General features: G+C 42.9%; 22 protein-coding genes. 17 read left to right on the forward strand and 5 right to left on the reverse strand.

The genetic code is table 11. From position 1 onward, the window contains the following. The first annotated feature begins 15 nt into the window (after positions 1 to 15). From BZA03_RS18545 to BZA03_RS18560, 4 genes are all read left to right on the forward strand, one after another. On the forward strand, positions 16 to 3,441 hold the full coding sequence (locus BZA03_RS18545) for a DEAD/DEAH box helicase family protein (RefSeq protein ID WP_110289545.1): 3,426 nt from the start codon (positions 16 to 18) through the stop codon (positions 3,439 to 3,441). After that, positions 3,438 to 4,289 carry a hypothetical protein gene (locus BZA03_RS18550; protein ID WP_110289546.1) on the forward strand — a complete coding sequence of 284 codons (852 nt, stop codon included), beginning with the start codon at positions 3,438 to 3,440 and terminating at the stop codon, positions 4,287 to 4,289. Before BZA03_RS18545 ends, BZA03_RS18550 begins: the two co-directional genes overlap by 4 nt. 345 nt (positions 4,290 to 4,634) lie before the next feature. Continuing rightward, positions 4,635 to 4,898 (forward strand): hypothetical protein, encoded by a 264-nt coding sequence (locus BZA03_RS18555; protein WP_110289547.1) that lies wholly within the window; start codon positions 4,635 to 4,637, stop codon positions 4,896 to 4,898. 101 nt (positions 4,899 to 4,999) lie between these two features. Next, positions 5,000 to 5,236, forward strand: a complete 237-nt coding sequence (locus BZA03_RS18560; RefSeq protein WP_110289548.1) for a hypothetical protein — start codon at positions 5,000 to 5,002, stop codon at positions 5,234 to 5,236. Between the two features lie 36 nt (positions 5,237 to 5,272). On the opposite strand, the gene BZA03_RS18565 is transcribed toward BZA03_RS18560, so the two are convergent. Next, on the reverse strand, positions 5,273 to 6,142 hold the full coding sequence (locus BZA03_RS18565; RefSeq protein WP_110289549.1) for a hypothetical protein: 870 nt from the start codon (positions 6,140 to 6,142) through the stop codon (positions 5,273 to 5,275). 907 nt (positions 6,143 to 7,049) lie between these two features. On the opposite strand from BZA03_RS18565, the gene BZA03_RS18570 reads away from it, so the two are divergent. Beyond that, complete coding sequence (locus tag BZA03_RS18570) at positions 7,050 to 7,421, forward strand: hypothetical protein (protein ID WP_110289550.1); 372 nt, start codon at positions 7,050 to 7,052, stop codon at positions 7,419 to 7,421. Between the two features lie 175 nt (positions 7,422 to 7,596). Here the strand turns inward: BZA03_RS18570 and BZA03_RS18575 are convergent, their stop codons facing one another. Together BZA03_RS18575 and BZA03_RS18580 are read right to left on the reverse strand one after the other, a co-directional pair. Beyond that, on the reverse strand, positions 7,597 to 8,790 hold the full coding sequence (locus tag BZA03_RS18575; protein WP_110289551.1) for a site-specific integrase: 1,194 nt from the start codon (positions 8,788 to 8,790) through the stop codon (positions 7,597 to 7,599). A gap of 68 nt (positions 8,791 to 8,858) precedes the next feature. Next, the gene (locus BZA03_RS18580; protein ID WP_110289552.1) at positions 8,859 to 9,941 is read right to left on the reverse strand and encodes a site-specific integrase; all 1,083 of its coding nucleotides are present in this window, start codon (positions 9,939 to 9,941) and stop codon (positions 8,859 to 8,861) included. Positions 9,942 to 10,072: 131 nt separating this feature from the next. Between BZA03_RS18580 and dusA the strand changes: the two genes are divergently transcribed. From dusA to BZA03_RS18630, 10 genes are all read left to right on the forward strand, one after another. Beyond that, positions 10,073 to 11,089, forward strand: a complete 1,017-nt coding sequence (gene dusA / locus BZA03_RS18585; RefSeq protein WP_110289553.1) for a tRNA dihydrouridine(20/20a) synthase DusA — start codon at positions 10,073 to 10,075, stop codon at positions 11,087 to 11,089. A gap of 192 nt (positions 11,090 to 11,281) precedes the next feature. Then, positions 11,282 to 11,569, forward strand: coding sequence for a hypothetical protein (locus tag BZA03_RS18590; RefSeq protein WP_014977416.1), 288 nt, complete (start codon positions 11,282 to 11,284; stop codon positions 11,567 to 11,569). A 332-nt stretch (positions 11,570 to 11,901) separates the two neighbouring features. Then, positions 11,902 to 12,570 (forward strand): phage shock protein PspA, encoded by a 669-nt coding sequence (gene pspA, locus BZA03_RS18595; protein WP_039231205.1) that lies wholly within the window; start codon positions 11,902 to 11,904, stop codon positions 12,568 to 12,570. Positions 12,571 to 12,631: 61 nt separating this feature from the next. Then, a complete protein-coding gene (locus tag BZA03_RS18600) occupies positions 12,632 to 12,832 on the forward strand; it encodes a PspC domain-containing protein (protein WP_110289554.1) in 201 nt (66 codons plus the stop codon). Beyond that, positions 12,832 to 13,194: a hypothetical protein gene (locus BZA03_RS18605; protein WP_014977415.1), complete on the forward strand. Its 363-nt coding sequence runs from the start codon at positions 12,832 to 12,834 to the stop codon at positions 13,192 to 13,194. The genes BZA03_RS18600 and BZA03_RS18605 overlap by 1 nt, the downstream gene beginning before the upstream one ends. 154 nt (positions 13,195 to 13,348) lie before the next feature. Beyond that, positions 13,349 to 14,341, forward strand: coding sequence for a DUF2333 family protein (locus tag BZA03_RS18610; RefSeq protein ID WP_014950721.1), 993 nt, complete (start codon positions 13,349 to 13,351; stop codon positions 14,339 to 14,341). A gap of 3 nt (positions 14,342 to 14,344) precedes the next feature. After that, complete coding sequence (locus BZA03_RS18615) at positions 14,345 to 15,100, forward strand: TIGR04219 family outer membrane beta-barrel protein (protein WP_110289555.1); 756 nt, start codon at positions 14,345 to 14,347, stop codon at positions 15,098 to 15,100. A 199-nt stretch (positions 15,101 to 15,299) separates the two neighbouring features. Next, a complete protein-coding gene (locus tag BZA03_RS18620) occupies positions 15,300 to 17,123 on the forward strand; it encodes an assimilatory sulfite reductase (NADPH) flavoprotein subunit (RefSeq protein ID WP_014950719.1) in 1,824 nt (607 codons plus the stop codon). Next, positions 17,123 to 18,844, forward strand: coding sequence for an assimilatory sulfite reductase (NADPH) hemoprotein subunit (gene cysI, locus BZA03_RS18625; RefSeq protein ID WP_101565871.1), 1,722 nt, complete (start codon positions 17,123 to 17,125; stop codon positions 18,842 to 18,844). The genes BZA03_RS18620 and cysI overlap by 1 nt, the downstream gene beginning before the upstream one ends. Further along, complete coding sequence (locus BZA03_RS18630; protein ID WP_014950717.1) at positions 18,834 to 19,580, forward strand: phosphoadenylyl-sulfate reductase; 747 nt, start codon at positions 18,834 to 18,836, stop codon at positions 19,578 to 19,580. Before cysI ends, BZA03_RS18630 begins: the two co-directional genes overlap by 11 nt. Here BZA03_RS18630 and BZA03_RS18635 read toward each other — a convergent pair. Beyond that, a complete protein-coding gene (locus tag BZA03_RS18635; protein WP_083606004.1) occupies positions 19,577 to 20,413 on the reverse strand; it encodes a TIGR03899 family protein in 837 nt (278 codons plus the stop codon). The two genes, BZA03_RS18630 and BZA03_RS18635, sit on opposite strands and share 4 nt — an antisense overlap. Positions 20,414 to 20,627: 214 nt before the next feature. On the opposite strand from BZA03_RS18635, the gene BZA03_RS18640 reads away from it, so the two are divergent. Continuing rightward, complete coding sequence (locus BZA03_RS18640; protein WP_014950715.1) at positions 20,628 to 22,853, forward strand: EAL domain-containing protein; 2,226 nt, start codon at positions 20,628 to 20,630, stop codon at positions 22,851 to 22,853. Here the strand turns inward: BZA03_RS18640 and BZA03_RS18645 are convergent. Then, on the reverse strand, positions 22,850 to 23,428 hold the full coding sequence (locus BZA03_RS18645) for a uracil-DNA glycosylase family protein (protein WP_110289556.1): 579 nt from the start codon (positions 23,426 to 23,428) through the stop codon (positions 22,850 to 22,852). The two genes, BZA03_RS18640 and BZA03_RS18645, sit on opposite strands and share 4 nt — an antisense overlap. Before the next feature lie 114 nt (positions 23,429 to 23,542). On the opposite strand from BZA03_RS18645, the gene BZA03_RS18650 reads away from it, so the two are divergent. Continuing rightward, a complete protein-coding gene (locus BZA03_RS18650; RefSeq protein WP_014950713.1) occupies positions 23,543 to 23,848 on the forward strand; it encodes a hypothetical protein in 306 nt (101 codons plus the stop codon). The last annotated feature ends 46 nt before the right edge of the window (positions 23,849 to 23,894 follow it).

A 23,894-nucleotide genomic window follows, 5' to 3' on the forward strand; every position in this document is an offset into this window, starting at 1 on the left:
TAGCAAGGAACGCTGATGTCGAACTTCGAATTCTTAAAAGAGTGGCCCCAACTTCACGAACATGCGGTAATCGCTGAGCAACAAGTAAACGCTGAGCCGCGTTCCAGCTGCTTCTACAGCCGTTACACGCTGGAGCGCACTGTTAAGTGGATGTTCGAGTTCGATAGCTGGTTGCAAGAACCAAAATACGATAACTCTCTCAACACTCTCATCAACGACCCAGAGTTCAAACGCAGTCTGGGCAGTAACGTTTTTCCTAAAATCAAAGCGGTTCAGCGTGCAGGAAATAATGCTGTACATAGTGAGCGTAAAGTCAGCGCCGCAGAAAGCATTCAAACCTTAAAAGAGCTACATCACTTCCTGTATTGGTTTTATCGTACCTATACCTCTAATAAGCCACCTACCGACCAGCTTTTTGATACAGCGAAAATTCCAAACACTGTTCAGGTAGATGCAAACCTGGTGATGAATAGTGCGAAGCAGCTTAAAGCTTTGCAAAAGCAACTGTCTGAACGTGATGAGAAGCACAAAGAGCGGCAAGACCAATTACTGGCTGAGAATGAAGCGCTAAAAAAAGAGCTGGAAGCCCATAAAGCTAAAGTTGCTGAAGACAAAAAGCAAAACCAGCAAGTTAAAGATAGCCACAATTATAATGAAGCTGAAACCCGTAAGTTCATTATCGACCAATACCTGAAGGAAGCAGGCTGGGATGTCACAAAGCCCAACACCGTGGAATTCAAAGTATTAGGAATGCCCAACAATAAAGGGGTTGGGTACGTCGATAATGTGCTTTGGGGAAGTGATGGGAAACCGCTAGCAGTTGTTGAGTCGAAACGTACTACGGTTGATGCCACACAGGGCAGACAACAAGCGGTACTCTATGCCGACTGTTTAGAAAAAGCATACGGCCAGCGCCCACTCATTTACTACACCAACGGTTATGAAATTCACTTTTGGGACGACACACAACAGCCTCCAAGAGCTGTTCAAGGGTTTCATAACCGTGATGAAATGCAGCGTATCATTGATAGGCGGGCACTTCGAGTTCCGCTGACAGACGTTGCTATTAATACTGATATAGCTGGTAAAGATCGCCCGTATCAAATCCTCGCCATTCAAAGTGTGTGCGAGCGTTTTACTGTAAACCAGCGCAGGTCGCTGTTGGTAATGGCAACAGGTACAGGTAAAACACGAACAACTATCGCGTTAGTGGATGTGCTGATGCGTGCAGGTTGGGTGAAAAATGTCTTATTTTTGGCAGACCGAAATGCACTGGTTAATCAAGCCAAGAAAGAGTTCTCTAAACTCTTGCCTAAAACATCGCCTGAAATCCTCACATCAGCCACCGATACTCTTCGAGGGAGGCTTTACCTATCAACCTATAATACGATGATGAACTTGTTGAGTGTTGATGCCCGAGATCGTTTGTTTGGTATCGGTCATTTTGACCTAGTTATCGTTGATGAAGCCCACCGCAGTATTTATAAGAAGTATCGATATATTTTTGAATACTTCGATGCGTTGTTACTTGGCTTAACCGCAACTCCTAAGTCTGATATTGATAAGAACACTTATGACATTTTTGATCAGCCAGACGGTGACCCCACCTACGCTTATGAACTTGAAGAGGCAATTGCAGATAAAAAGCTAGTGCCGCCAAAAGATGTTGCTGTCGATTTGGGCTTTATTCGCGAAGGTATTAAATACAGCGATCTGAGCAAAGACGAGAAAGAAGAGTGGGAAAGTAAAGAAGAGCTTGTTGAGCGTGATGAAGTTCTGCCAAGTGAAGTAAACAAGTTCTTATTTAACAAACCTACAGTGGATAAAGCACTAGAGGTGTTATTTGAGCGAGGCATTCGAGTAGCTGGAGGAGAGCGGTTAGGTAAAACCATTATTTTTGCCGCCAATAATAAACACGCAGAATTTGTTGTAGACCGTATTAATGCAAACTACCCCAAATATAAAGGGAAGCTTGCCAGAGTTATCACCTATAAAGAAAAATATGCCGACTCGCTTATAGAAGAATTCAAAGGCGAGAAGAAGCCTGCCGATCCCAATTGCCCACTTTCCATCGCGGTCTCCGTAGACATGCTGGATACAGGCGTTGACGTGCCTGAAGTCGTCAATTTGATGTTTTTCAAGGTAATAAAATCCAAAGTGAAGTTTCTTCAAATGCTAGGACGGGGAACAAGGCTTTGTGATGACTTGTTTGGGCCAAGCGACGATAAGGTTTTCTTTAAAGTTTTCGACTGTTGCAAAAACTTTGAGTATTTCGAAATGCAGCCCGAGGGTGCAAAAGACTCAGGCAGTAAAACCCTCTCACAAGCCATTTTTGAAAAGCGCCTTATTCTGTCACAACATTTGAAAAGCAATGAACAGTTCGGCACTGACGGAGCTGAATTACAACGTTCACTAGTAGAGAATTTACAAAACCGCGTAGCGGGTATGAATCTGGACAACTTCATCGTTCGACCTCGACGAAAGGTAGTTGAGAAGTACCAGAAGCCAGAGACCTGGCAGCACTTAACAGATGAAAGTGTGGGCGAGATTCAAAAGCATATTTCTGACTTACCCACTGAAGCGGAACCAATAGAGCCGCGAGAGAAAGACGAAGAGTTAGCGCTGCGTTTCGACCACATGTTACTTACTATGCAATTAGCAATGGTTGAGAAAACAGGTATCAGCGACTATTACCGCGACAAACTAGTAAATATTGCAGCGAAGCTTGAAAGCAAGACTAGTGTTCCTGCTATAGCTGAAGAAGTGGAATGGCTTGAGTATATTCAGTCTGCCAATTTCTGGACAGATCTTACGCTAGATGAGTTGGAACAGACGAGAAAACGCCTTCGACTGCTCATGCGCTTTATGGATAAGGAAGGTACGGGCTACGTTTACACTAACTTTCAAGATGAGCTTTTAGGTGTTAATGAGAATGAAGGCATCTATGTTCCAACCAGTGGTAATGAACTTCAGCTGTATAGAAAGCGCGTTGAGTCTTATATCAAAGAAAACCAAGACAACCTGACCATCGCTAGACTTCGCAAAAACTTGCCTATTACGCGTCTGGATTTAGACGAATTAGACAGTAAGTTGATGGCAGTGAGTGGTATCGATGACCTCACGCAGTACCAAGAAACAATTCACCCAGATAAGAGCCTTGGTGTATTCATTCGTGAGCTGGTTGGAATGGACAGAGGCGCAGCAAAAGAAGCTTTCGCAGAATATTTAGACGAGGCAAAATTCAACGCCCAGCAACTGCGATTTATCAACACAATCATCGATTATCTTACGCAAAACGGCGTGATGAGTGCTAAACAGTTAGCACAACCGCCTTTTAGTGACATTCACTATGAGGGGATAACAGGCGTTTTTTCTTTGGAAGAAGCGATTCGTATTAGGGACACCCTTAAAGGGATTGAGAGCAGGGCGGTAGGGGAATGAATTACGAAGAGCGCGTAGTAGGCTTTATAGATATCCTTGGGTTTAAAGATAAGCTAACCAAAACAATAGATAAAAAAGACAATGATGTTCCTGAGCGAATTACAGAAATCATTCACGTCTACGAAGAAATTCAGAATATATGGAAAACGGAGTCGAGAAGTTTAGATCTGAATACGAGAAAGGTTTCGATTTTTTCTGATTGTATCGTGGTCTCGTTCAAGGCGTCAGAGCCAGCTCAACTTTTCACGACTTTAGTTGATGTGAAAAACTTAATTATGGCTTTAATTGCGAGAGGAATTCTATGTCGTGGGGCACTATGCTGGGGAAAATTACTTCATACTGAACAGTATCTTTTTGGGCCAGCCTTAGTAGAAGCATATACTCTAGAATCGAAGGCGGCGTTGTACCCGAGAGTTATTTTAGATCGAGACCTGGTAAATAAAAGTGTCGAATATGTTACAGATCAAGCGGAGCAAAATAGAGAAATAGACGATCTTTTAATGCTACTTAATAAAGATACAGATGGGATGTATTACATCGACTACTTTTTTAAAGCTCAAATGGCACTTGATCGCATTGATAAAGAGTTTCCTTCTTATGTGGATAATTTGAGAAAGCTTATTGCGGATGGTTTAAAGAGGAACTCACATTCTTCGAGAGCTGCTATTAAAATTAAGTATCTTTGGATGAGAGAGCGTTTTAATAATATGGTAAAAGAAGTTCAATCAACCGAATATCTAAGTTCAACAAAGTCTTATGTTAGCGACGACCTTTATTTTTATTTCAAGTCGCTAAAAGAAATAAGCCCAAATAGATTTGCCCGTTCCGATAATCTTTTGTCTAGATAAACGATATTTCTCTTTCTAATAGCTTATATATTGGAAGTGGACATTATCGATTTCTAAGAGTGCTCAACCATCACTTCGTAAAATGCCAAACTCCAGGCTTCCTAGAGCCTGGCTCAAGATTGGATGCCAACGAAGGTCTCCAGCTGCTTATAAAGCTTTTTTAGCAGTGAAGGACTAGCGCTAGGCTCGCTAGTTGATATGCCAGCACGAATGCGTTGTTCGGATTATCTGATGATCGGCAGAGCAAAAAAACGAGAAAACAGGCACTACGGTGTCTGTTTTTTTATGAACGATAAATTCCCCTCTCTTGCTCCTACTTAGTTTCAGGACTAAAAGGAGATCAATATGAACATCAAAAAAGAAGTTACATTCAACACGCTAATCAGTTTTTCGAAAAACACTATGAATCTAGGTTACACATTCTTAGCGTTTGCTGTGTTCCCATTGGTACACGACACAATTGCTTTCTATTTAGGATGGAAGCCTAGGGGACAGATTAACTTAGAGTTGAATGATTATTTTTACTACAACATCGTTTGTGTAATCGCATCAGCATTTTTTGCTCTACTTGCGGCACTAGTGCTGCGCTGTATGAGCGATGATGAATGACGCAAAATTATTGCGGGCACTTAGTGCCCGCTTTTATCGCCATAATTTTCCCTGTGTGTTCCTACTTGTTGTTGCGAGTCATATACAATTTAGGAGGACAAATGACTAAGCAACAACAAATCGTCATCATGTCATTAGACATGATTACTAAATTTTTGATGAGTATCGGAGACGTAATTTTTGTTATTTGGATATTTCAAATGATCACTGGGTTTGAGGCGCATAGCTCATACCCATTCGTTGGACTTAAGGGGGCTATGTATATATTGCTAATATATCTGATAGCTCTTGCAATCTATCTACAAGAAATAAGGCTTCGTAAGAAATTTCAAAAGTAATTATTGAGAGCACCGAATGGTGCTCTTTTTCTATTGCTACCGATAAAAAGTCTGCTCGATTGGGGCTATAAACTTAGTTCTAAAGATAATTCTCTCACGAAGCAAAGCGGCGTCACGCTGAGCTAACAACGGCCGTTTCGTTTTTCTATCGATGCGATGAGGAAGCTCTTCCAATAGTTGCCCATAGAAGCGCTGAGTGTCAGCATTTATGCGTTCTGAACAGGTGATGATAAATACTTTATCGTATAGAGGACTTTCGCTGATAAGCGAATCCTTGAGTTTTAACAGGGTCGTTTCGTGCTGACTCTTTCGTTTAAAAGAAGCTTCTAGCTCGACAGCAGCGACTTCTCCAGTCGGCAGTAATACCAAGCCATCTACGTTTTTTACCTTTGAAGATGGATATAACCTTTTGAATTCCATTTCTGTTAAAAACGAAGTCCAAAGTGGCTTTGCTAAACCTTCTGAGGTTTTATTATTAATCCCTCCGTTCAGAACAAAACTTAAAACGCAGTCATGCATTATCGCATTTTGATTCACCTGTGTTATCGGTTCTTTAGCTGAGCGAAATGGCACATCCAGCCGCATCATTTCAGATGCAAACTGAGCACCTGTGTGAGTTAAAACATAAACTCGTCTATCCGCAGCGCGTTCTGTTTGGACTAACGCAAGGTATCCTTGAGAAACAAGCTTACCTAAAAATTCTAGCGCTTTGGCCCTTGTTACTCCCCAAGTCTGCTCACAGACTAGCGCTGATATAAATCCGAATCGAGCTGCATTTATTAGTGCAAAACGTGTTTTATTGCGACTGCGTTGAATATTACTTGGCGCAAGTCGATATTGCATATCAATATTGAAGTAGATTTCGTATCGTTCAAGAATACTTTTAGTAATACGACTTTCAGACATGATTTCTCCCTTAAATCTAAAAATAGTCATTAGAAAAAAGGCTCAAAGGGCGAGAAATATTGAAGTAGAAGATGTATTTGTTGGTTTTTATGTCGGGATATAATGACTGCTTGCTCGCCCTTATTAATCTCCCAATAAAAAACTGGTGTTAAGGATTGCGCTCACAACCTTCGTTGTGAGCTAACACGCTTATAGTGCACGTCACTGCTAATGTTGACGTTCGTCAACGCAGTGACTCTACGCCGCAATTGCGGCTAGCACTAACGCTAATGGCGCATGTTCTTGTGCTGCGCACTAACCCCCGTTTTGCACGTTCATGTCAATGTATTTCATACATACGGGTTCACTGCATTCGCTTCGCTCTGAGCAAGAGTTTGATTCATAGCGCTGTCGCACCATTTATCAAATTTTTTCTGAGGAAAAAACAAAACAGGGGTTAGTTCGCAGCTGCGAACATGCGCCTGCTTCGTAATCAAATGTGCTTCGCAATTGTCTTTCTACGCGAACTGTTACGTTGTTTCACAACGAGTTTTTTACAGACGAATTTGTAATTCGCTGTGATGCTTACGCTTCGCTTTCAGAACGTCAGTTTGAGCTAAAAGCATAATTTACGTTTTTTTGTGTACAACGTTTGTTAGACAATACATTCGCTCAAACGAAGTGTGTATTCTGCAAAAGTAAGACGTCGCTTTTGCTCCAATTCGTTTGAATTTCTAGTTGTCGCGACGACGCTTTTTGTGCTGTAAAAGCAAAATAAGGTGAAAAAATAAAGGAGAAGGTAAGAGGATTTAAGAAGTTAAGCTGCAATATCATTGTTGCTGAACGTTGCAGTCAATGAAATTGAAAATGCCACATTTTTCATTAACTTTCAATAGAGCAGTTAATATTTGAAAGTGAGGAAAAAGTGATGTCATTACTGAGTTTGAAATTATTCGGACACTGCGCTGACGACGGTGAGGAGGCTATTGCTTATGATTTTACGGAAGATAACGAGATGGAAGTATACGGGATAAATGAAGCTACCGGATTACCGTTAGTATCAAGCGGCCTTAGAGGCTGTTCTGGTTCTATTGATGTCGAGGGAAATCCCAGAGGAACCGATTTGTCAGGCTTCGCTGAACCAAGCCTTCTAGATGATGATTGCTCAGTGGGTAATACTTTGAGCTGTGGAATGGATATCCACTCCGATACCGATTGGATATGCTACGACTCATCGATGGATAATGGTTTTGATGACTTTGGCTGCAATGACGTATCTGTGTTCGATAGCGATTGGTAGATGACTGTATTTCAGACTGCTTTATTAGTGTTGTTATTTCTTGCGGCTTTGGCTATCTGGCTACTACCTGCTATCGAAAGGTTGATAGAAAAAAATATTAAGACTGACAAGTAGTCAGCGCTCCTCATGTCCTCAAAAGTTTGCCCGCATAGTGCGGGCATTTTTCATATATACGCTAGGCGGTCACACTTGAAGTTGTCAGTGCATTTTTTTGAAACTGCTTTTTAATGCCGTTCAAAACCTCGTAAGACATAGGCACGTCGTTGCCATTAAGCCTGTCGTCCATGTTGGCGATGTCTGGTTGTGAATAGTGTTCCTCGAAGACTTTAGCGTCCTTATGTCTGCTCACACTCATAACCTCTTTAAGTGACAATTGCATATCTAAAAGCTGACTAATGGCTTCTCTACGTAAGTCGTGGTAGCGTAAATCTTCAATATCTAATTCGCGGACTACTTCTCTGAAACCTTTACTGACGCCTCCTGCGGTAAAGTCGAATATGCGACCTTCGGTAATCCCTTTTTTGGCAACGTAAAGCTTTAGGAGTTCGAAAGAGTTTCTAATCAACGGCTGATATTGTGTGTCAGACCGATTTCCTGAAAAGCCTTTAAACTGCCTGAGTCGAATAACCTTCTTTTCAAAATCTATATCTTCAACCCTAATATTGACGAGTTCAGCGATACGCATTGCTGTAGTAAGAGATAATAGAAACATTAGCGTGTAAGGGATTCTCACTCGTTTGTGCTTTTCTTTTTCTAGTAGACCGTCAAATATACGCTGAAGCTCATTTGCACTGAGACGTCGTTGCCTAGATTTGGGTTTTCTGATTAGATTTTCTCTGCGTAAATGAGCAAGAAGATCGGCATCATTTGACACGAGTTCACTGACTGAGGCTTTATATCGGGTTCTCGCGGTTTTCAATAGAAGTGAAAGCGTTGTAAGATTTGACCATGTTGTTTGTGGTTCAACAAGCGGATTTTCTGTACTTACGCCACGGCGCAATTTGCAGAAGGTTTCGATGTGTTCATTGTCAAGGTCACAAAGCGCTACATCGCCGAGGCCCCAGGCGGGATCAGAAAGTACGCGTAGGTTGGAGGATTCAGTCTTACATAAAGTAAGAAACCCCCAATCTGCATGTTGCTGTAAAACCCGAGCTGCTTCACTTACGGTAGAAAACGCAGTGACATGGTTGCCTAAAAAGCCAGAGGCATCCAAATATGTCCGCATACATGATTCCCAAGCCTTCGCTTCTTCCAAGCTCTCAAACTGTTGATATTTTCTGGCAATAACTTTGCCACGCTTCTTCTTTGTTACCGTTACTTTATGTTTAACCTTCTTGGTAACCTTTGATATGTAGGTGCTGATTGCCATTACTTTTCTCCAATTCAATAAAATCAGCACCAGTGTAGGGTTGATAAATCAACCCCCAGTCATTTTGGTTAGACGATATTTTGATTTTTTTTCAATAAATGAGCAGGAGTGATCTGAGTGTATACTTGCCAAAGAATATTTAAATCCTTATGACCCGTTACCGTAGCGACTTCTTCTACGGTATAACCTAATTCTATGAGCCGTGTAGCGGCTTCCCTACGCAAGTCGTGATAACGCAAGTCAACTATTCCCAGCTTTTTGCAGGCCCTCTGAAACCCCGCAGTTACAGAGCGAGGATTTACCGGAAATATAAAATCTGACACGCGTGGTTGAGAACGTATTATCGGTAATGCCTCACCGAGCAAAGGGATTTCAGTATGATTGCCTTTAGAGCCATTTGGATTTTTTCGATCACGTACTAAAATTGTCGATGCTGAAATATTAAGATCCTCCCATCGCAGTGACGTAACCTCTGAAATACGTAAACAGGTAGCAAGAGAAATCTTAAATATTGCGCGATAAGGAATAACCGTTGAGCGGCGCTGCTCCTTCTGCTCAAAGAAAGCGAGCAGCTTGTCATATTCGTTGCCTTCAAGCCTTCGCTTGCGGGCCGTTGACCTAGCAATTAACTTTAAATCATAAAGCGCCTGGTACGCTTCAATAACGGGTTGCTGAGTACAATTCACTCCTAATAATGACTTTCCAATTCTTAAAACCTTACGGATTAGGCTGACATCAATAGCGATTGTTGCAGGGCCTGGTTGAGATTCGGACTCCTTACGGGCCATACAATAATGAACTATGTCGTGACTTTTTATTTTGGAGGCAATTAAATGTGATATTGGGTAGTTTCGGATGATGCGATAAGTAAAACTAGCCGTTCTGCCAAGAGGTCGATTCGATTTCGCTTTGTAATTCTCATACTCGACAATCAACTCACCAAAAGATACTTCTTTATAACCTGCGACCAAGCTTGTCTCATCAGCCTCAAGTTGCGTTATTAGTCCGCGTGCCCACTTCAGTGCCGATGTGCGTGAAGTGAATGTTTTAGACTTGGAGAAAACTATCTTGCCTTTGTTTTTCTGTTTTACAGAAGTAGAATATACGGTTCGTTCTCCGCGAAGCCGCTTGTTGATTGAGTAAAACGCCATATTTTTGTATTCCTATTGTGTTCCTGAAAGGGAAAAATCGACGGAATACAGCGGAAATGTCACTAATTTTGAAATCGGTAAAAATGCGATGAGATTTACTTTTTTACATATTAATCAAGGCTTTAGATTCTATGTCTAGCATCTCTTTCAACCGCAAATTTTCAGTAGCCCCAATGCTGGATTGGACAGACCGCCATTGTCGCTACTTTTTACGATTAATGTCTAAGCACACACTTCTCTATACAGAAATGGTAACCACAGGCGCGATCATTTACGGCAAGGGTGACTATCTGGGTTACAACCAAGAGGAACATCCTGTTGCTGTTCAACTGGGCGGAAGCGATCCGTCTGACATGGCCAAGTGTGCTGAGCTATCACAAGCGCGCGGTTATGATGAAGTTAACATAAACGTAGGTTGTCCAAGTGATCGAGTTAAGAACGGTAGCTTCGGTGCCTGCTTGATGGCCCAGCCAGAGGTGGTAGCAAGTTGTGTCAAAGCCATGCAGGCTGCGGTAGATATTCCCGTTACGGTAAAGTGCCGTATTGGCATTGATGATATGGACGAAGATGAAGACTTCGCTCGTTTCATCGATACAGTGGCAGATGCCGGATGCGATACCTTTATTGTTCACGCAAGGAAAGCGTGGCTACAGGGATTGAGCCCAAAAGAAAATCGCGAAATTCCGCCGTTAAACTATCCGCGGGTTCATAGACTGAAACAGGCTCGCCCTGAATTATCTATTAGCATAAATGGTGGGGTTAAAACGCTAGAAGAAACCCAGCAACAGCTAGAACTTGTTGATGGCGTTATGGTAGGGCGTGAGGTTTACGCTAATCCTTACATTATGGCTACCGTAGATAAAGAGATTTTCGGAGATACTGAAGCTCAGAGCATGTCACGCCGAGAAATTGTGCTGAAAATGCAGCAGTATATTGAACGCCAAGACGATCCCTATTTCAAACCCTGGCATGCAGCTCGGCATATTTTGGGTCTTTATCAAGGGCAAGCGGGTGGACGTATTTGGCGTAGATACTTAAGCCAAAATGGAACAGGAAAAAATCCAGATCCCAATCTGCTGCTAAATGCGCTAGACGCTGTAGAAAGTGCACAAAAGGAAGTCGCTGCGTTTAATAGTCAAAAAGACTAACGATTTAGTAATTTTGACCAAAGTTTAATATTTGTTCAATTCTTAAAAGCTCGCTGTCTCGCGAGCTTTTTTATTTAAATTTATATATATCAATGTCTTAAATGTTTTTAAAGGAGTTGGCACAGCTCTCGCAATCCTCTAAGTATCGCAACAACGGCGTGTTGTTGCACTGACTAACTTCAGAGGGAAATTATGAAAACTTCACTAATCGCAGCAACTTTACTGACAGCAAGCATGGCAAGCAGCGTAGCAAATGCAGAAGAGTCAGTGCTTCAAACGTTTTTAACTAATGTGGTTTCAAACGCAGTGGCTACCACATCACAGGAAATTAAGGCTGACGTGTACCAAGCAGTAGCAAACGCAACGTATCACTTTGAGCTAAGCCCACAAGAAATGCGCGGAAGTGGTAAGGTCAGCGTGACTGATTTAGTTGTTGCTACCCCGTCTGAAGGTAGTTCTACAGAACAAGATGCCGACTAATTCGATATTGGTATATAGCAAAAGCGCCGAAAGGCGCTTTTTTTGTGCGTGTAGCACAGTGACTTAGACATTAAAAATGCAAAAAACAGGGTTGGTCAAATTAACAAATATATTGGTTAAATACGCTAAAAAATTGTATTTGGTCGCTTGGTGAACAGTTGGTGATTTCCGGAATTAAATTAAAGTCCTTTGAAAACAGTGCTTTAAATAAATGGCACGGTGATTGTAATAGTTAGAGTGTTGAGGAGAACTCAGTCAGCGGTAACCAGCGGTCAGCGTAACTAAGAATAAGTGCTGGAAACCACAACACTACTTTTAACGGAGAAATAATCATGGGTATGTTTTCGCGCATTAACGATATTGTTCAAGCAAACATCAACGCAATGTTAGATAAAGCGGAAGATCCTGAAAAAATCATTCGTTTGATTATTCAAGAAATGGAAGAAACCTTAGTTGAGGTTCGCACTGATGCAGCGCGCTTTATTGCTCAGCAGAAAACCCTTGCACGCCATATGGCATCAGCAAACAAAGAAGTTGAGGGGTGGCAGCACAAAGCACAGATCGCAATGAATAATGACAAAGAGTCATTGGCTAAAGCCGCACTAATCGAAAAACAAAAGTATGTTGCAAAGCTAGCTTCTCTTGAAGAACAAGAAGCGCATATTGCACAGAGTATCGAAAAAATCCAAGGCGATACTGCGCGTCTGAACAGTAAGTTAGCCGAAGCAAAAGCCAAGCAAAAAACGCTGGTTCAACGCAAGCATTCAGCGCAAACACGCTTAAAAGTGAAGCAAGCTGATCACGAAGGAAAAATTGATGATGCCATGATGCGCTTTGAGAGTTACGAGCAGCGCATTGATCATCTAGAAGCGCAAGTTGATGCGTACGACCTAACAAAGTCGAATGAAGCAACGTCACTGCAGGCCGAGTTCGATGCAATGGAAGCAGATGAAGCTATCGAAAAGGAATTGGCTGAACTTAAGAAGAAGAAGGTCGCGTAGGCGACCTTGAGAGCCGCAGCCCGCATTGTAGATATCGAAGTAAGCATTTTTGGAGAAGATGATGAAAGTACCATCACAAAAACGAATTTATAGAGACCTTGATTCTGGAATCATTTCAGGTGTGTGTGCAGGAGTTGCACGTTATTTTGATATAGATGCAGTATGGGTTAGAGCGGCAGCTATAGCAGGCTTGTTCATCGCTACGCCTATTACGCTAGTGGCTTATATTGCAGCCGTTATCTTATTACCGAGATTAGTGTAATGAAGAACTTTCTGATTGCATTGGTCATTGCCATTATTTTGGTGAATTGTTTAGGCAGCTTAGTAGATAGCTGGTTGGGTATGCACTTAATCATGTCAGATGAATTGCTAAGTCCTTGGGAAAACGTAGCAGTGTTATCGCTAGTCGGCGTAGTCCTCGCTATCGTTGGTTTCGTTGTTGCTGTAAGCGTTATGGGCACAATTCTTTTAGCGCTAGGCGCAGGATTTTTAGCATTATTAGTGGTGGGAGTAAGTGCATTTTGGCCAATTATACTTATCGCGATAGCGCTATATGCTTTGAAAAATCGAAACTCTGCCGCTTATAAGCAGCAAAATGACCGAAATATGCACCATAATGTATAATCATCATAATTTTATTTAAGTTGTGTTAACGTAGTAAAAGATGGTGATATAAAGACGACCGTCACAAAGGTTTCGCATTTTTCACATAGTATTAAGACTACAAATAGCTGACCTCCGTCGGCTATTTGTTATTTAAAAGGAAGGTTGGTGTTATATGAGACAATCTATTAACTCAAAACGGATAGCGATTGTCGCTGTAGTGATAGTTTTACTTTTCTGGCTAATAGGATGGTATTGGAGCCTATCCCCAGACACGTTTGATGTTAGACAACGTTTAAAGCAAAACTCGCCTGTTGAGAATCCAACTAATATTGCGGGTTACACATTAACAACAACCATGATTGATGTGTCGGAAACCTTACTTGATAAGCCTGGTGGATATCTTTCTAACGACATTACGCCTCCTGGCATCTTTTTAGATAACATGCCCGCATGGGAATTCGGTGCGCTGGAAATGGTGCGAGACCTTGCACTCTCTATGCGTAAAGACTTCAGCCGCTCTCAATCCCAATCTATTGAAAATCCATACCTTACAAAAGCTCACCCTAAGTTTAATATGGATCACAAAAGCTGGGCGTTGCCTTCTTCTGAATCGAGTTACTCTGACGGTATAGAGCTTCTAAAAAAATACCGTGACGAGCTAGCGAATACCCGAAACACTGACAGTCAGTTTTATACTCGCGCAGACAACTTGCGCGAATGGTTGAAACAGGTAGAAAAACGGTTGGGCAGTTATTCACAAAGACTTAGTGCCAGCGTAGGATCAGCTAGATTGAACACTGATCTGGCGGGTGACTCGAATGCAAAGCAGTCTTCTCCGGTAGCCAGCCAGCGTGTAGTTAAAACGAGTTGGTGGAAACTAGACGATAATTTCTATGAGGCACGCGGTGCTACGTGGGCTTTACTTCACTTTCTAAAAGCCGTGGAAATTGAATTTTACGACGTATTGGAAGATAAGAATGCATTGGTTAGTCTTCAGCAAATTATTCGTGAACTGGAAGCGACACAGCAGTCGGTATTCAGTCCAATGATTTTAAATGGTAGTGGATTTGGCATGTTAGCGAACCATTCTTTGGTAATGGCAAACTATATTTCTCGTGCAAACGCTGCTTTAATTGAACTTTCAGAACTTCTTAATCAAGGATAATTAATGAAAAAGGGTCTTATAGCTGCCGCATTGGGATGCGCATTAGTTTCAGTTTCATCTCAAGCAGACACTATCGCAGGCGTATATGTTGGAGCCCAAGTATGGCAAACCGATACGCAGGGCGGTTTTGCTGATAGCAACAACACCGCTGACTTTAACTTTGATGATGAGACCAATACGGCGCTATACATTGCCTTTGAGCATCCGGTACCGTTTTTACCTAACGTAAAAGTAAATCACACGACATTAGATAACTCGGGCACCACAACGCTTCAGTCTGAATTCACTTTCGACGGCGAACTGTTTACTGAAAGCACCACGGTTAATACAGATGTAGAGCTTGATGCTACAGATTTCATTTTGTACTACGAGTTATTTGATAACGATCTAGTGAGCTTTGACTTAGGTGTTAATGCGAAGTACATCGACGGCGCACTGTTCGTTGTGGATAGAGCGAGTGACACAAGCGGATCTGCAGAGTTCTCTGGTATTGTTCCAATGGCCTACTCGAAGGTTCAGCTAGGTTTACCGTTTACTGGTTTATCAGCATACTTTGAAGGAAGCTATTTGTCGTTCGACGACCATGAGCTTAGTGATTATCAAGCTGCAATTCAGTACTCGTTTATTGAAAGTTTAGCGGTTGATATGACGCTTCAGGTGGGTTACAGAAATGTAACGGTAGATATTGAAGACCTTGATGATGTGTACGCTGATATGGAATTCGATGGTGTATTCGCAGGGCTAGAACTTCACTTCTAAGCCTCAAATACGGATTTTAAAGGGCGAGGCTGCGATTGCAGCCTCGCCCTTTTTTGTTGCTTCTCGCCCAAATTCAATTGTGTTATTACCTATTCGCACAGTCATTAGCACTTTCAGTAATAAAAAAGTTTCATTTATTCTTTTCTCTTCTTGAAGAAAGCCGTTAGCCTTAGCGCCATTGATAAAAGGCTAAAAGACTATGTCACAAGATTCTAATTCGAACTCAGCGCCAGGCGCGGTATTAAACGAACAGCAGTGGAATGCAATAACGCAAGCCATTGCAGGCTTAAATCGTGATCAACTTACTTGGGTAAGTGGTTATGCTGCGGGCATGGCTGCTGCACAAGGTGGTTCGGTTGCACCAATGATGCAAGGCACTCCTGCAGTAGCGGGTGACGCGCCAACGCTTACTATTTTGTACGGTTCACAAACCGGTAATGCAAAAGGTGTTGCAGCGCAGTGTCAAGCGAAAGCAGAAGAAGCGGGCTTTAATAGCAAGCTGGTTAGCATGGCAGATTACAAGCCACGTAACTTGAAAGCAGAAACTCACGTTGCGGTATTTGTTAGTACCCATGGTGAAGGTGATGCACCAGACGATGCTATTGAGCTACATGAATTCTTGGCTGGCAAAAAAGCCCCGAAGCTTGCTGATACCAAATACGCAGTTTTGGGTTTAGGAGACAGTAGTTACGAGTTTTTCTGCCAAACGGGTAAAGACTTTGATGAACGCTTAGGTAAGCTTGGCGGTAAAGCTATTGTAGAGCGTCTGGACTGCGACGTTGATTATGAAGCGGAAGCCGAAGCATGGCTGAGCAAGCTCATCGACTCGCTAAAAGACGATTTTAGTGCAGCTCCGCAAGCAGCGGTAGCGGCGCAAACTGGCGCGGCAGTGCAGGGTGTAGCAGCGCAAACTTACACCAAGAAAGCGCCGTTTAAAGCGACCTTAATTGACGCACAAAAAATCACAGGTCGTGATTCTGTTAAAGATATACGCCATATTGAAATAAGCCTTGAAGATAGCGGAATTACCTATAAGCCAGGTGATGCGCTTGGTGTATGGTTTAAAAATGCAGCATCTCTAGTGTCAGAGCTTATTAGTATCTTGTCACTAAACGGCAATACAGAAGTGTCTGTGGCTGACGCGACCATGTCACTCACCGAAGCATTAACGTCGAAGCTTGAATTAACTTTAAGTTACCCTAATTTCATTAAGTCATATCAAGAGGCGACAGGCTCTGAATCATTGGCTACATTGATGGAAGATAAAGCGCAGCTGCGTACCTACATGGCCGAACGTCAAATTATTGATATTGTGCGCGACCATCCGGGTAAGTTGTCTGAACAACAGCTTGTAGATGCTTTGCGACCGCTAACGCCTCGCTTGTACTCGATAGCATCAAGCCAAGCCGAAGTGGAAGAAGAAGTACATTTAACCGTAGCTCACGTTGACTATGAAGCGTTTGGACATCGTCATCAAGGCGGCGCATCTGGCTTTTTGTGTGAATATCTAGAAGAAAATGGCGACGTAGAAGTGTTCGTAGAAAGTAACGATAACTTCCGTTTGCCCGCTGATCCAAATACGCCAGTGATCATGGTCGGTCCGGGTACGGGTATTGCACCGTTTAGATCGTTCATGCAAGAGCGTGACGTACAAGGTGCTGAAGGCAAAAACTGGTTGTTCTTTGGCAACCCACATTTCACGCAAGATTTTCTATATCAAGTGGAATGGCAAGGCTACGTTAAAGAAGGCCTGCTAGACAAAATTACGCTGGCATTTTCTCGTGACCAAGAAGAAAAAGTATATGTTCAGCACCGTTTACTAGAAAACGGTAAAGAGGTGTATGAATGGCTAGAGCAGGGCGCACACTTCTATGTGTGTGGCGATGCAATGCACATGGCGAAAGATGTAGAGAACGCCCTAATTAGTATTGTGCAAGAGCACGGCGGTAAATCTGAAGCCGATGCAAAAGCCTATGTTGTAGAGTTACGTAAAGCGAAACGTTATCAGAAGGATGTCTATTAATGAGTAACGAAAAATCACCATTTATCGTTGAGGGCAAACTGGCTGACAACGAGCGTTTAAAGCGTGAAAGTAATAATTTGCGCGGCACCATCACTACCGATCTTAAAGATGATCTTACTGGTGGTTTCACCGCTGATAACTTCCAGCTTATTCGCTTTCACGGTATGTACCAACAAGACGATCGTGATATTCGCGCTGAGCGTGCAAAGCAGAAACTTGAGCCGCTTCACAATGTGATGTTGCGTGCCCGTTTACCTGGTGGTGTTATTACGCCTGACCAATGGTTAGCGATTGATAAGTTTGCAGCCGATCACACCATGTACGGCAGCATTCGTTTAACAACCCGTCAAACTTTCCAGTTTCACGGTGTGTTAAAGCCTAAGATTAAGTCCATGCACCAAATGCTAAACAAGGTAGGCATCGACTCTATTGCTACGGCAGGCGATGTAAACCGAAACGTACTATGTACGTCAAATCCGGTTGAATCTGAGCTTCACCTTCAGGCATTTGAATGGGCGAAGAAGATAAGTGAACACTTACTACCTAAAACCCGCGCGTATGCTGAAATTTGGTTAGACGGTGAAAAAGTTGAAACGACTGAAAAACCTGTAGAGCCTATTTTGGGTGATAACTATTTACCGCGTAAATTTAAAACGACGGTGGTGATTCCTCCGCAAAACGATGTAGATGTTCACGCAAACGATCTTAACTTTGTTGCGATTGCAGAGAACGGTCAATTAATTGGCTTCAACGTGCTTGTCGGTGGTGGTCTTGCGATGACCCATGGCGACAAGAGTACGTATCCACGAAAAGCGTCTGATTTCGGATTTATTCCGCTTGAAAACACGCTAGACGTTGCCGCAGCGGTTGTAACAACTCAGCGTGATTGGGGGAACCGTGTTAATCGTAAGAACGCGAAAACCAAATATACGTTAGAGCGTGTTGGGGTAGACAACTTTAAGGCTGAAGTTGAAAAACGCGCAGGCGTGACTTTCCAAGACAGCCGTGCGTATGAATTTACGGGACGTGGCGATCGCTTTGGCTGGGTTGAAGGTATTGACGGCAAATATCACCTGACCGTATTTATTGAGAATGGCCGTATTTTAGATTACCCAGGTAAAACGCTAAAAACAGGCTGTGCCGAAATTGCGAAGATCCACAAAGGTGATTTCCGCTTAACGGCAAACCAGAATTTGATTATTGCCGGTGTAGCGCCGCAAGACAAAGACAAAATTGAAGCATTAGCCCGCGAACATGGCTTAATAGCGCCATCGATTTCTAACCAGCGACTTGACTCAATGGCCTGTGTTGCATTGCCAACCTGTCCGTTAGCCATGGCAGAAGCTGAGCGCTACTTGCCGGATGCCGTTACGGAGCTAGAAGGTTTGCTTGCCAAACACGGATTGGAAGAAGACAGCGTAATCTTCCGTGTAACAGGCTGCCCGAATGGCTGTGGTCGCGCGATGTTGTCTGAGGTTGGTTTAGTAGGTAAGGGCCCAGGCAAATACAATTTGCATTTGGGTGGAAACCGAGAAGGTACACGTATTCCACGTATGTATCGAGAAAACATAAGCGAACAGGAAATCATGGCAGAACTAGATTCACTGTTTGGCCAGTGGGCCAAAGATCGTGAAGCGGGTGAAGCCTTTGGTGATTACGTTGTTCGCGCTGGTGTTGTAAAACCAGTAGTAGACTCCGCACGGGATTTCTATGACGAATAATACAGCGATTAAGCAGCAACCACTAACGCTTGATATCAGTAAGGAAGCCCTTGCTGATATCAATGAAACGTTAGAGAAAATGACAGCGCAGGAGCGAGTAGCTTGGGCGCTGGACAACTTGCCTGATACTCATATTGTGTCTTCAAGCTTTGGAGCACAATCGGCGGTTATGCTGCATATGCTTACCCAAGCACAACCGGATATTCCTGTTGTGCTTACCGACACAGGCTATCTTTTTCCTGAGACATATAAGTTTATTGATGAACTTGTAGAAAAGCTCAATTTAAATTTGCATGTGTACAGCGCAGAGATGTCTTCTGCGTGGCAGGAAGCGCGCTTTGGCAGACTTTGGGAACAAGGCATCGAAGGTATTGAGAAATACAATAAGATGAACAAAGTTGAGCCAATGCAGCGCGCCTTACGTGACCTGAAAGCAGGTACGTGGTTTGCAGGTTTGCGTAGAAGCCAATCAGATACCAGGGGAAAGCTTCCAGTTCTACAAAAAGTAGGGCAGCAGTTTAAACTTTACCCGATCATTGATTGGAGCAACAAAGACTTACATTACTACCTGAAAGATAACGACTTGTCTTATCATCCGCTTTGGGAGCAAGGGTATGTATCCATCGGTGATTGGCATACCACGCAGTCGCTCCAAGAAGGAATGAGTGAGCAAGACACGCGCTTCTTTGGTTTGAAACGTGAGTGTGGATTGCACGAGTTTGGTGACGGTATTTAACTTACGTTAAATACCTCGCCTAACACCGACTTAATGCTGGTTAAATACACTTCATTAGGCGACTTAGTCACTAATTTATACAGCTCACTGCCGACCGAAGTGAACTTGTAATACACCAAAGCAACCCCCGACGTTTTACTGGTTAATGAAATATTTTCATTTACGCATCGCCAGGTTACTTGCTGACCTTCATCGTATTCGGCGCTTTCAATTTCGCTGGTATAAATCAACTTCATCTCTTGCAAAGACAACAGATCAGGGTAACTCAACCCTACGTTGGCTAAGTTAATTTGCTCAGGAACAGGGCGTCTCAATAGTGAAAGCAAGCCTTTGCGTTTGTGATACCCCACAAGAATACGCGGGACCGCATCGTTATTTCTTCTACTCGCAACATTCACAGCCTTATTGAATACTTGTGCATCCCTATGAGTTAGCGTCTTTAATAGCTGCAATGTACGAAGGGAAAAACTGCCCGGGCGAGCCACCTCAACGGCAAAAATCTTTCCCCATAATTCCTGCATGGGCGGGCTGTAAATTTCCTCAGCCATGGTACTAAATGCGAAAAACCAGTCGGGATCAAGATTATCACTAGTTTGTTCGTTGATCGTCACATTTAATGCTATATTTAATACAGCTTGAAGATTGCTCGCTTTTTGGGTTTCTAATATTTGTTTTCTTCTTTCTAGTGCATGCTTTTGCTTTTTAGGATCAGGGGACATCATAGAGGGGCTTATACCCACTCTGGCAAACCAGGAAAGCATGCGTTGGCGACTAGCATCGGTTTTCACTGCGTTGCTGGCCGCTTTTTCAGCCGCAGGCGATTCGGCTGTCACCTTTACAGTCTTCTCTTCCGTTTCCTGTGGTTTTTTTACCTCAGGGGAAAAGTGCTGGGATGTAATCTTCATAAATGCTTAAATGATCGAATGTAAAATGGCATGTAACATGAGAGCACTATTGCATTGCGTAACCCATTTATCAATGTAATCGTTGCCTTAATACAATGAGTAGCGCATTCTTGTTTTGTTTGTATCGAGGAAATGAGCGGTAATGTCGGCAATGGATTACGATAACGACGAATTAATTTTTTTAGATGATGATGGTTCAGTTGAAGAGCAAACCTTATTGGGCAAAGACTGGAACATTCTTATTGTCGATGACGATGAAGAGATTCACACCGTAACGCGTCTCGCGCTATCTGATCTCATCGTAAACGATCGCAAATTAAACTTCATCCACGCTTATTCAGCAAAACAAGCCAAAGAAATGCTGCACGAATATGGCAACAGCATTGCCATAATTTTACTTGATGTCGTTATGGAGACTGATGACGCGGGTTTTGATGTTGTTAAATACATCCGCGAAGACATGAAGTTAGTTGAACCTCGAATTATCTTACGTACGGGCCAGCCCGGCTACGCGCCTGAAGAGCAAGTCATTAAAGTTTACGATATCAATGACTACAAAACCAAAACAGAACTTACTCGCGCCAAATTACTAACTACTATCATTTCCTCACTACGCTCTTATCAGCAAATTGTAACGATTAGTCAAAGCCGTGCTGGTTTAGAGAAAATAATCACCTCTTCAGCGAACTTGTTTGAAGAACATTCGGTGAAAGAGTTTTGCGAAGGTGTAGTTACTCAGATTAGTTCGCTTATTGGTTTAGATTCCGAAGGTTTATTGTGCGCAAGAGCGGGTTCTTTGCTAGACCGAGAGGACGAAGAGGTTTACGTGCTTGGCGCTGCGGGGGAGTATGCGAAATTTATAAACCAGCCTGTGTTCACGCTTAAAAACCTTGAAATTGAAGAAAATATTAGTCGGTGCCTACGTCTTAAAAAGCACATTTTTGAGCCTAGTTGCTCTGTGCTGTATATCAGCCGCGCTGGTTTTGAAGCTGCCGTATTTGTTCGACAAACCCACGAGATTAGTGAGCTAGACAAGCACTTGCTTGAGGTTTTTCTATCCAGTATTTCAGTGGGATACGAAAACGTTAATCTTTTCCATGAATTAAGAAATGCGGCGTTCAGAGACTGGTTAACCCGTCTGCCAAACCGCAATGAGTTTATCAATATGCTCGATAAACCTCATTTGTTTGCCGGAGAAAACTATAGCGTAGCTCTTATCGACGTAAATCACTTTTCCGATATAAATGATGGTTTAGGGCAAGAAGTCGGCAACGAATTGTTGCGAGCTATAAGCGATCGCTTTCAATCTTCTTTCGATAGCATAGTTAAAAAAGGCCGCATAGGTGCTGATGTATTTGGTCTTATTGGTCCTGACGATTTGGTATGCCCCAAGTCCATTAACAACATTTTCCAATCTTCATTTCAGGTAGGTGATCACACCCTTCCGGTGAATATAACACTTGGTTTGTGCAAGTTAGACAATAAACGCCACATCGGCATTGAGATTTTAAAGCGCACGAATATTGCGTTAAACCGTGCTAAGAAAAATCTGACAGATAACTTCGAATATTACGCCAAAGATATTGAAGATCAGACGACTTGGCGCCTAGATATGATTCGCCAACTCCGAAGTGACTTTGCAGCAAGAAAGCTGGAGCTGTGGTTTCAGCCGCAAGTGGACTTACTGAATGAAAAAGTTGTTGGCATGGAAGGCTTACTACGCTGGCCCAATGGTGAAGGGGGATATATTTCTCCCGCCGTATTTGTGCCACTTGCTGAGTATTCAGGCCTTATCGTTGATATCGGTGAATGGGTATTAGAAGAATCATGCCGTCGTCTTCAGGAATTGAAAGAAAAAGGCTACGGCCATCTAAGAGTTGCCGTTAACATCTCTATTCCGCAGTTCCGTGACAGGTTATTTGTAGAAAAAGTTAAGCAGGCACTATCTAACGCCAACTGCGACCCAAGCCTGTTAGAGCTAGAAATAACAGAAAGCGTGGTGATGGATGAGCCGCAAATTGTAATAGATGCATTGCGTTCGTTAAAAGAATTTGGGGTGAAAATAGCCATTGATGACTTTGGAACAGGCTTTTCCTCCATGAGTTATCTACAGCAGCTTCCGTTAGATCGATTGAAGGTCGATCGTTCTTTTGTCAAAGACATTAAACCGGGTGCAAGCGCAGTGCTTGCTGAGACCATTGTGACTTTGGGTAACAAGCTAGGCTTATTGACTATCGCCGAAGGCGTAGAAAAAAGAGAGCAGGCGAGTTACATGATAAAGCTTGGATGTGACGAAGCACAGGGCTACTTGTACGCGAAGCCTATGCCGTTCGATGCGCTTTTAGCGTTTCTTGAAGAGCACGACTAAACTTTTAATACAGATTCGACAGTGTCTCGCAACTTGGGAAGGATATCTAATTCAAACCAAGGGTTTTTAGCTAGCCACCTGTTGTTTCTTCCTGACGGGTGGGGCAGTACGAAATGTGTTTCAGTCGGACTGCGTACAGCTTCAGTTAACGTTTTGTGTTGCGGTAAATAATACTGTTGCGAGTAACGTCCCACGTAAAGCGTTACTTCAGGTTTTAAATGAAGAAGAAAGTCATTATGCCAAGCGGGAGCACATTCTTTTCTTGGCGGGGCATCTGCTCCATTTTTATAACCTGGAAAGCAGAAGCCCATTGGCAGCACCGAAATTAAGCGTGGGTTATAAAAGGTCTCCCTCGAGACAGACAACCAATCGCGTAACCGATCTCCGCTGGGATCATCAAACGCAATGTTGCGTTCATGAGCTTTCAACCCCGGTGCTTGCCCAATAATAAGCACTTTAGTTGAAGGTGCAGTGCTAAATATGGGGTTGGGTTGATGCGGTAGGTGAGGGGCACACAGTCTACAATTTCTCGCTTTAACCACCAGTGCATCGTGGCCTTTCACATTTTTCTCCAAATATTTCTCTTTGTCATACTTTTGTCACAAAACTATGATCTCAGTTTGACTATCTTATGTATATACAGTATGTTTAATAGTGACAGTAGTAGACTGTAACACAGGAGAAGAAACATGCGTAAAGTAGTACTAACCCTAGCTCTATCAGCGGCCTTTGGTATTGCGCATGCGGAATCTGGTGATAACCAGCTTTTCGATTGCATGGATGCGAAAACATTCGAAATGAATAACCAATGTATGTCTGACAAAATCGGCAATAACATTCGTTTCCGTGATGCACAAGCAAAGTTGATCGACATTGCAAGCGATAGTCAGGGTGACTACGCCATTGCAACAATGACGTTCGATCAAGAAAATATGCACATCGACATCGTAGCACATAAAGATTCGCTTAACGCGCTTGCTGCGAACCGTAACTAAATTCTTAGTTAACGCATATTAAGCCGGCGACAATCTCGCCGGCTTT

The sequence above is a fragment of the Alteromonas sp. I10 genome (assembly GCF_003201515.1).
Taxonomy (GTDB): Bacteria; Pseudomonadota; Gammaproteobacteria; order Enterobacterales; family Alteromonadaceae; genus Alteromonas; species Alteromonas macleodii.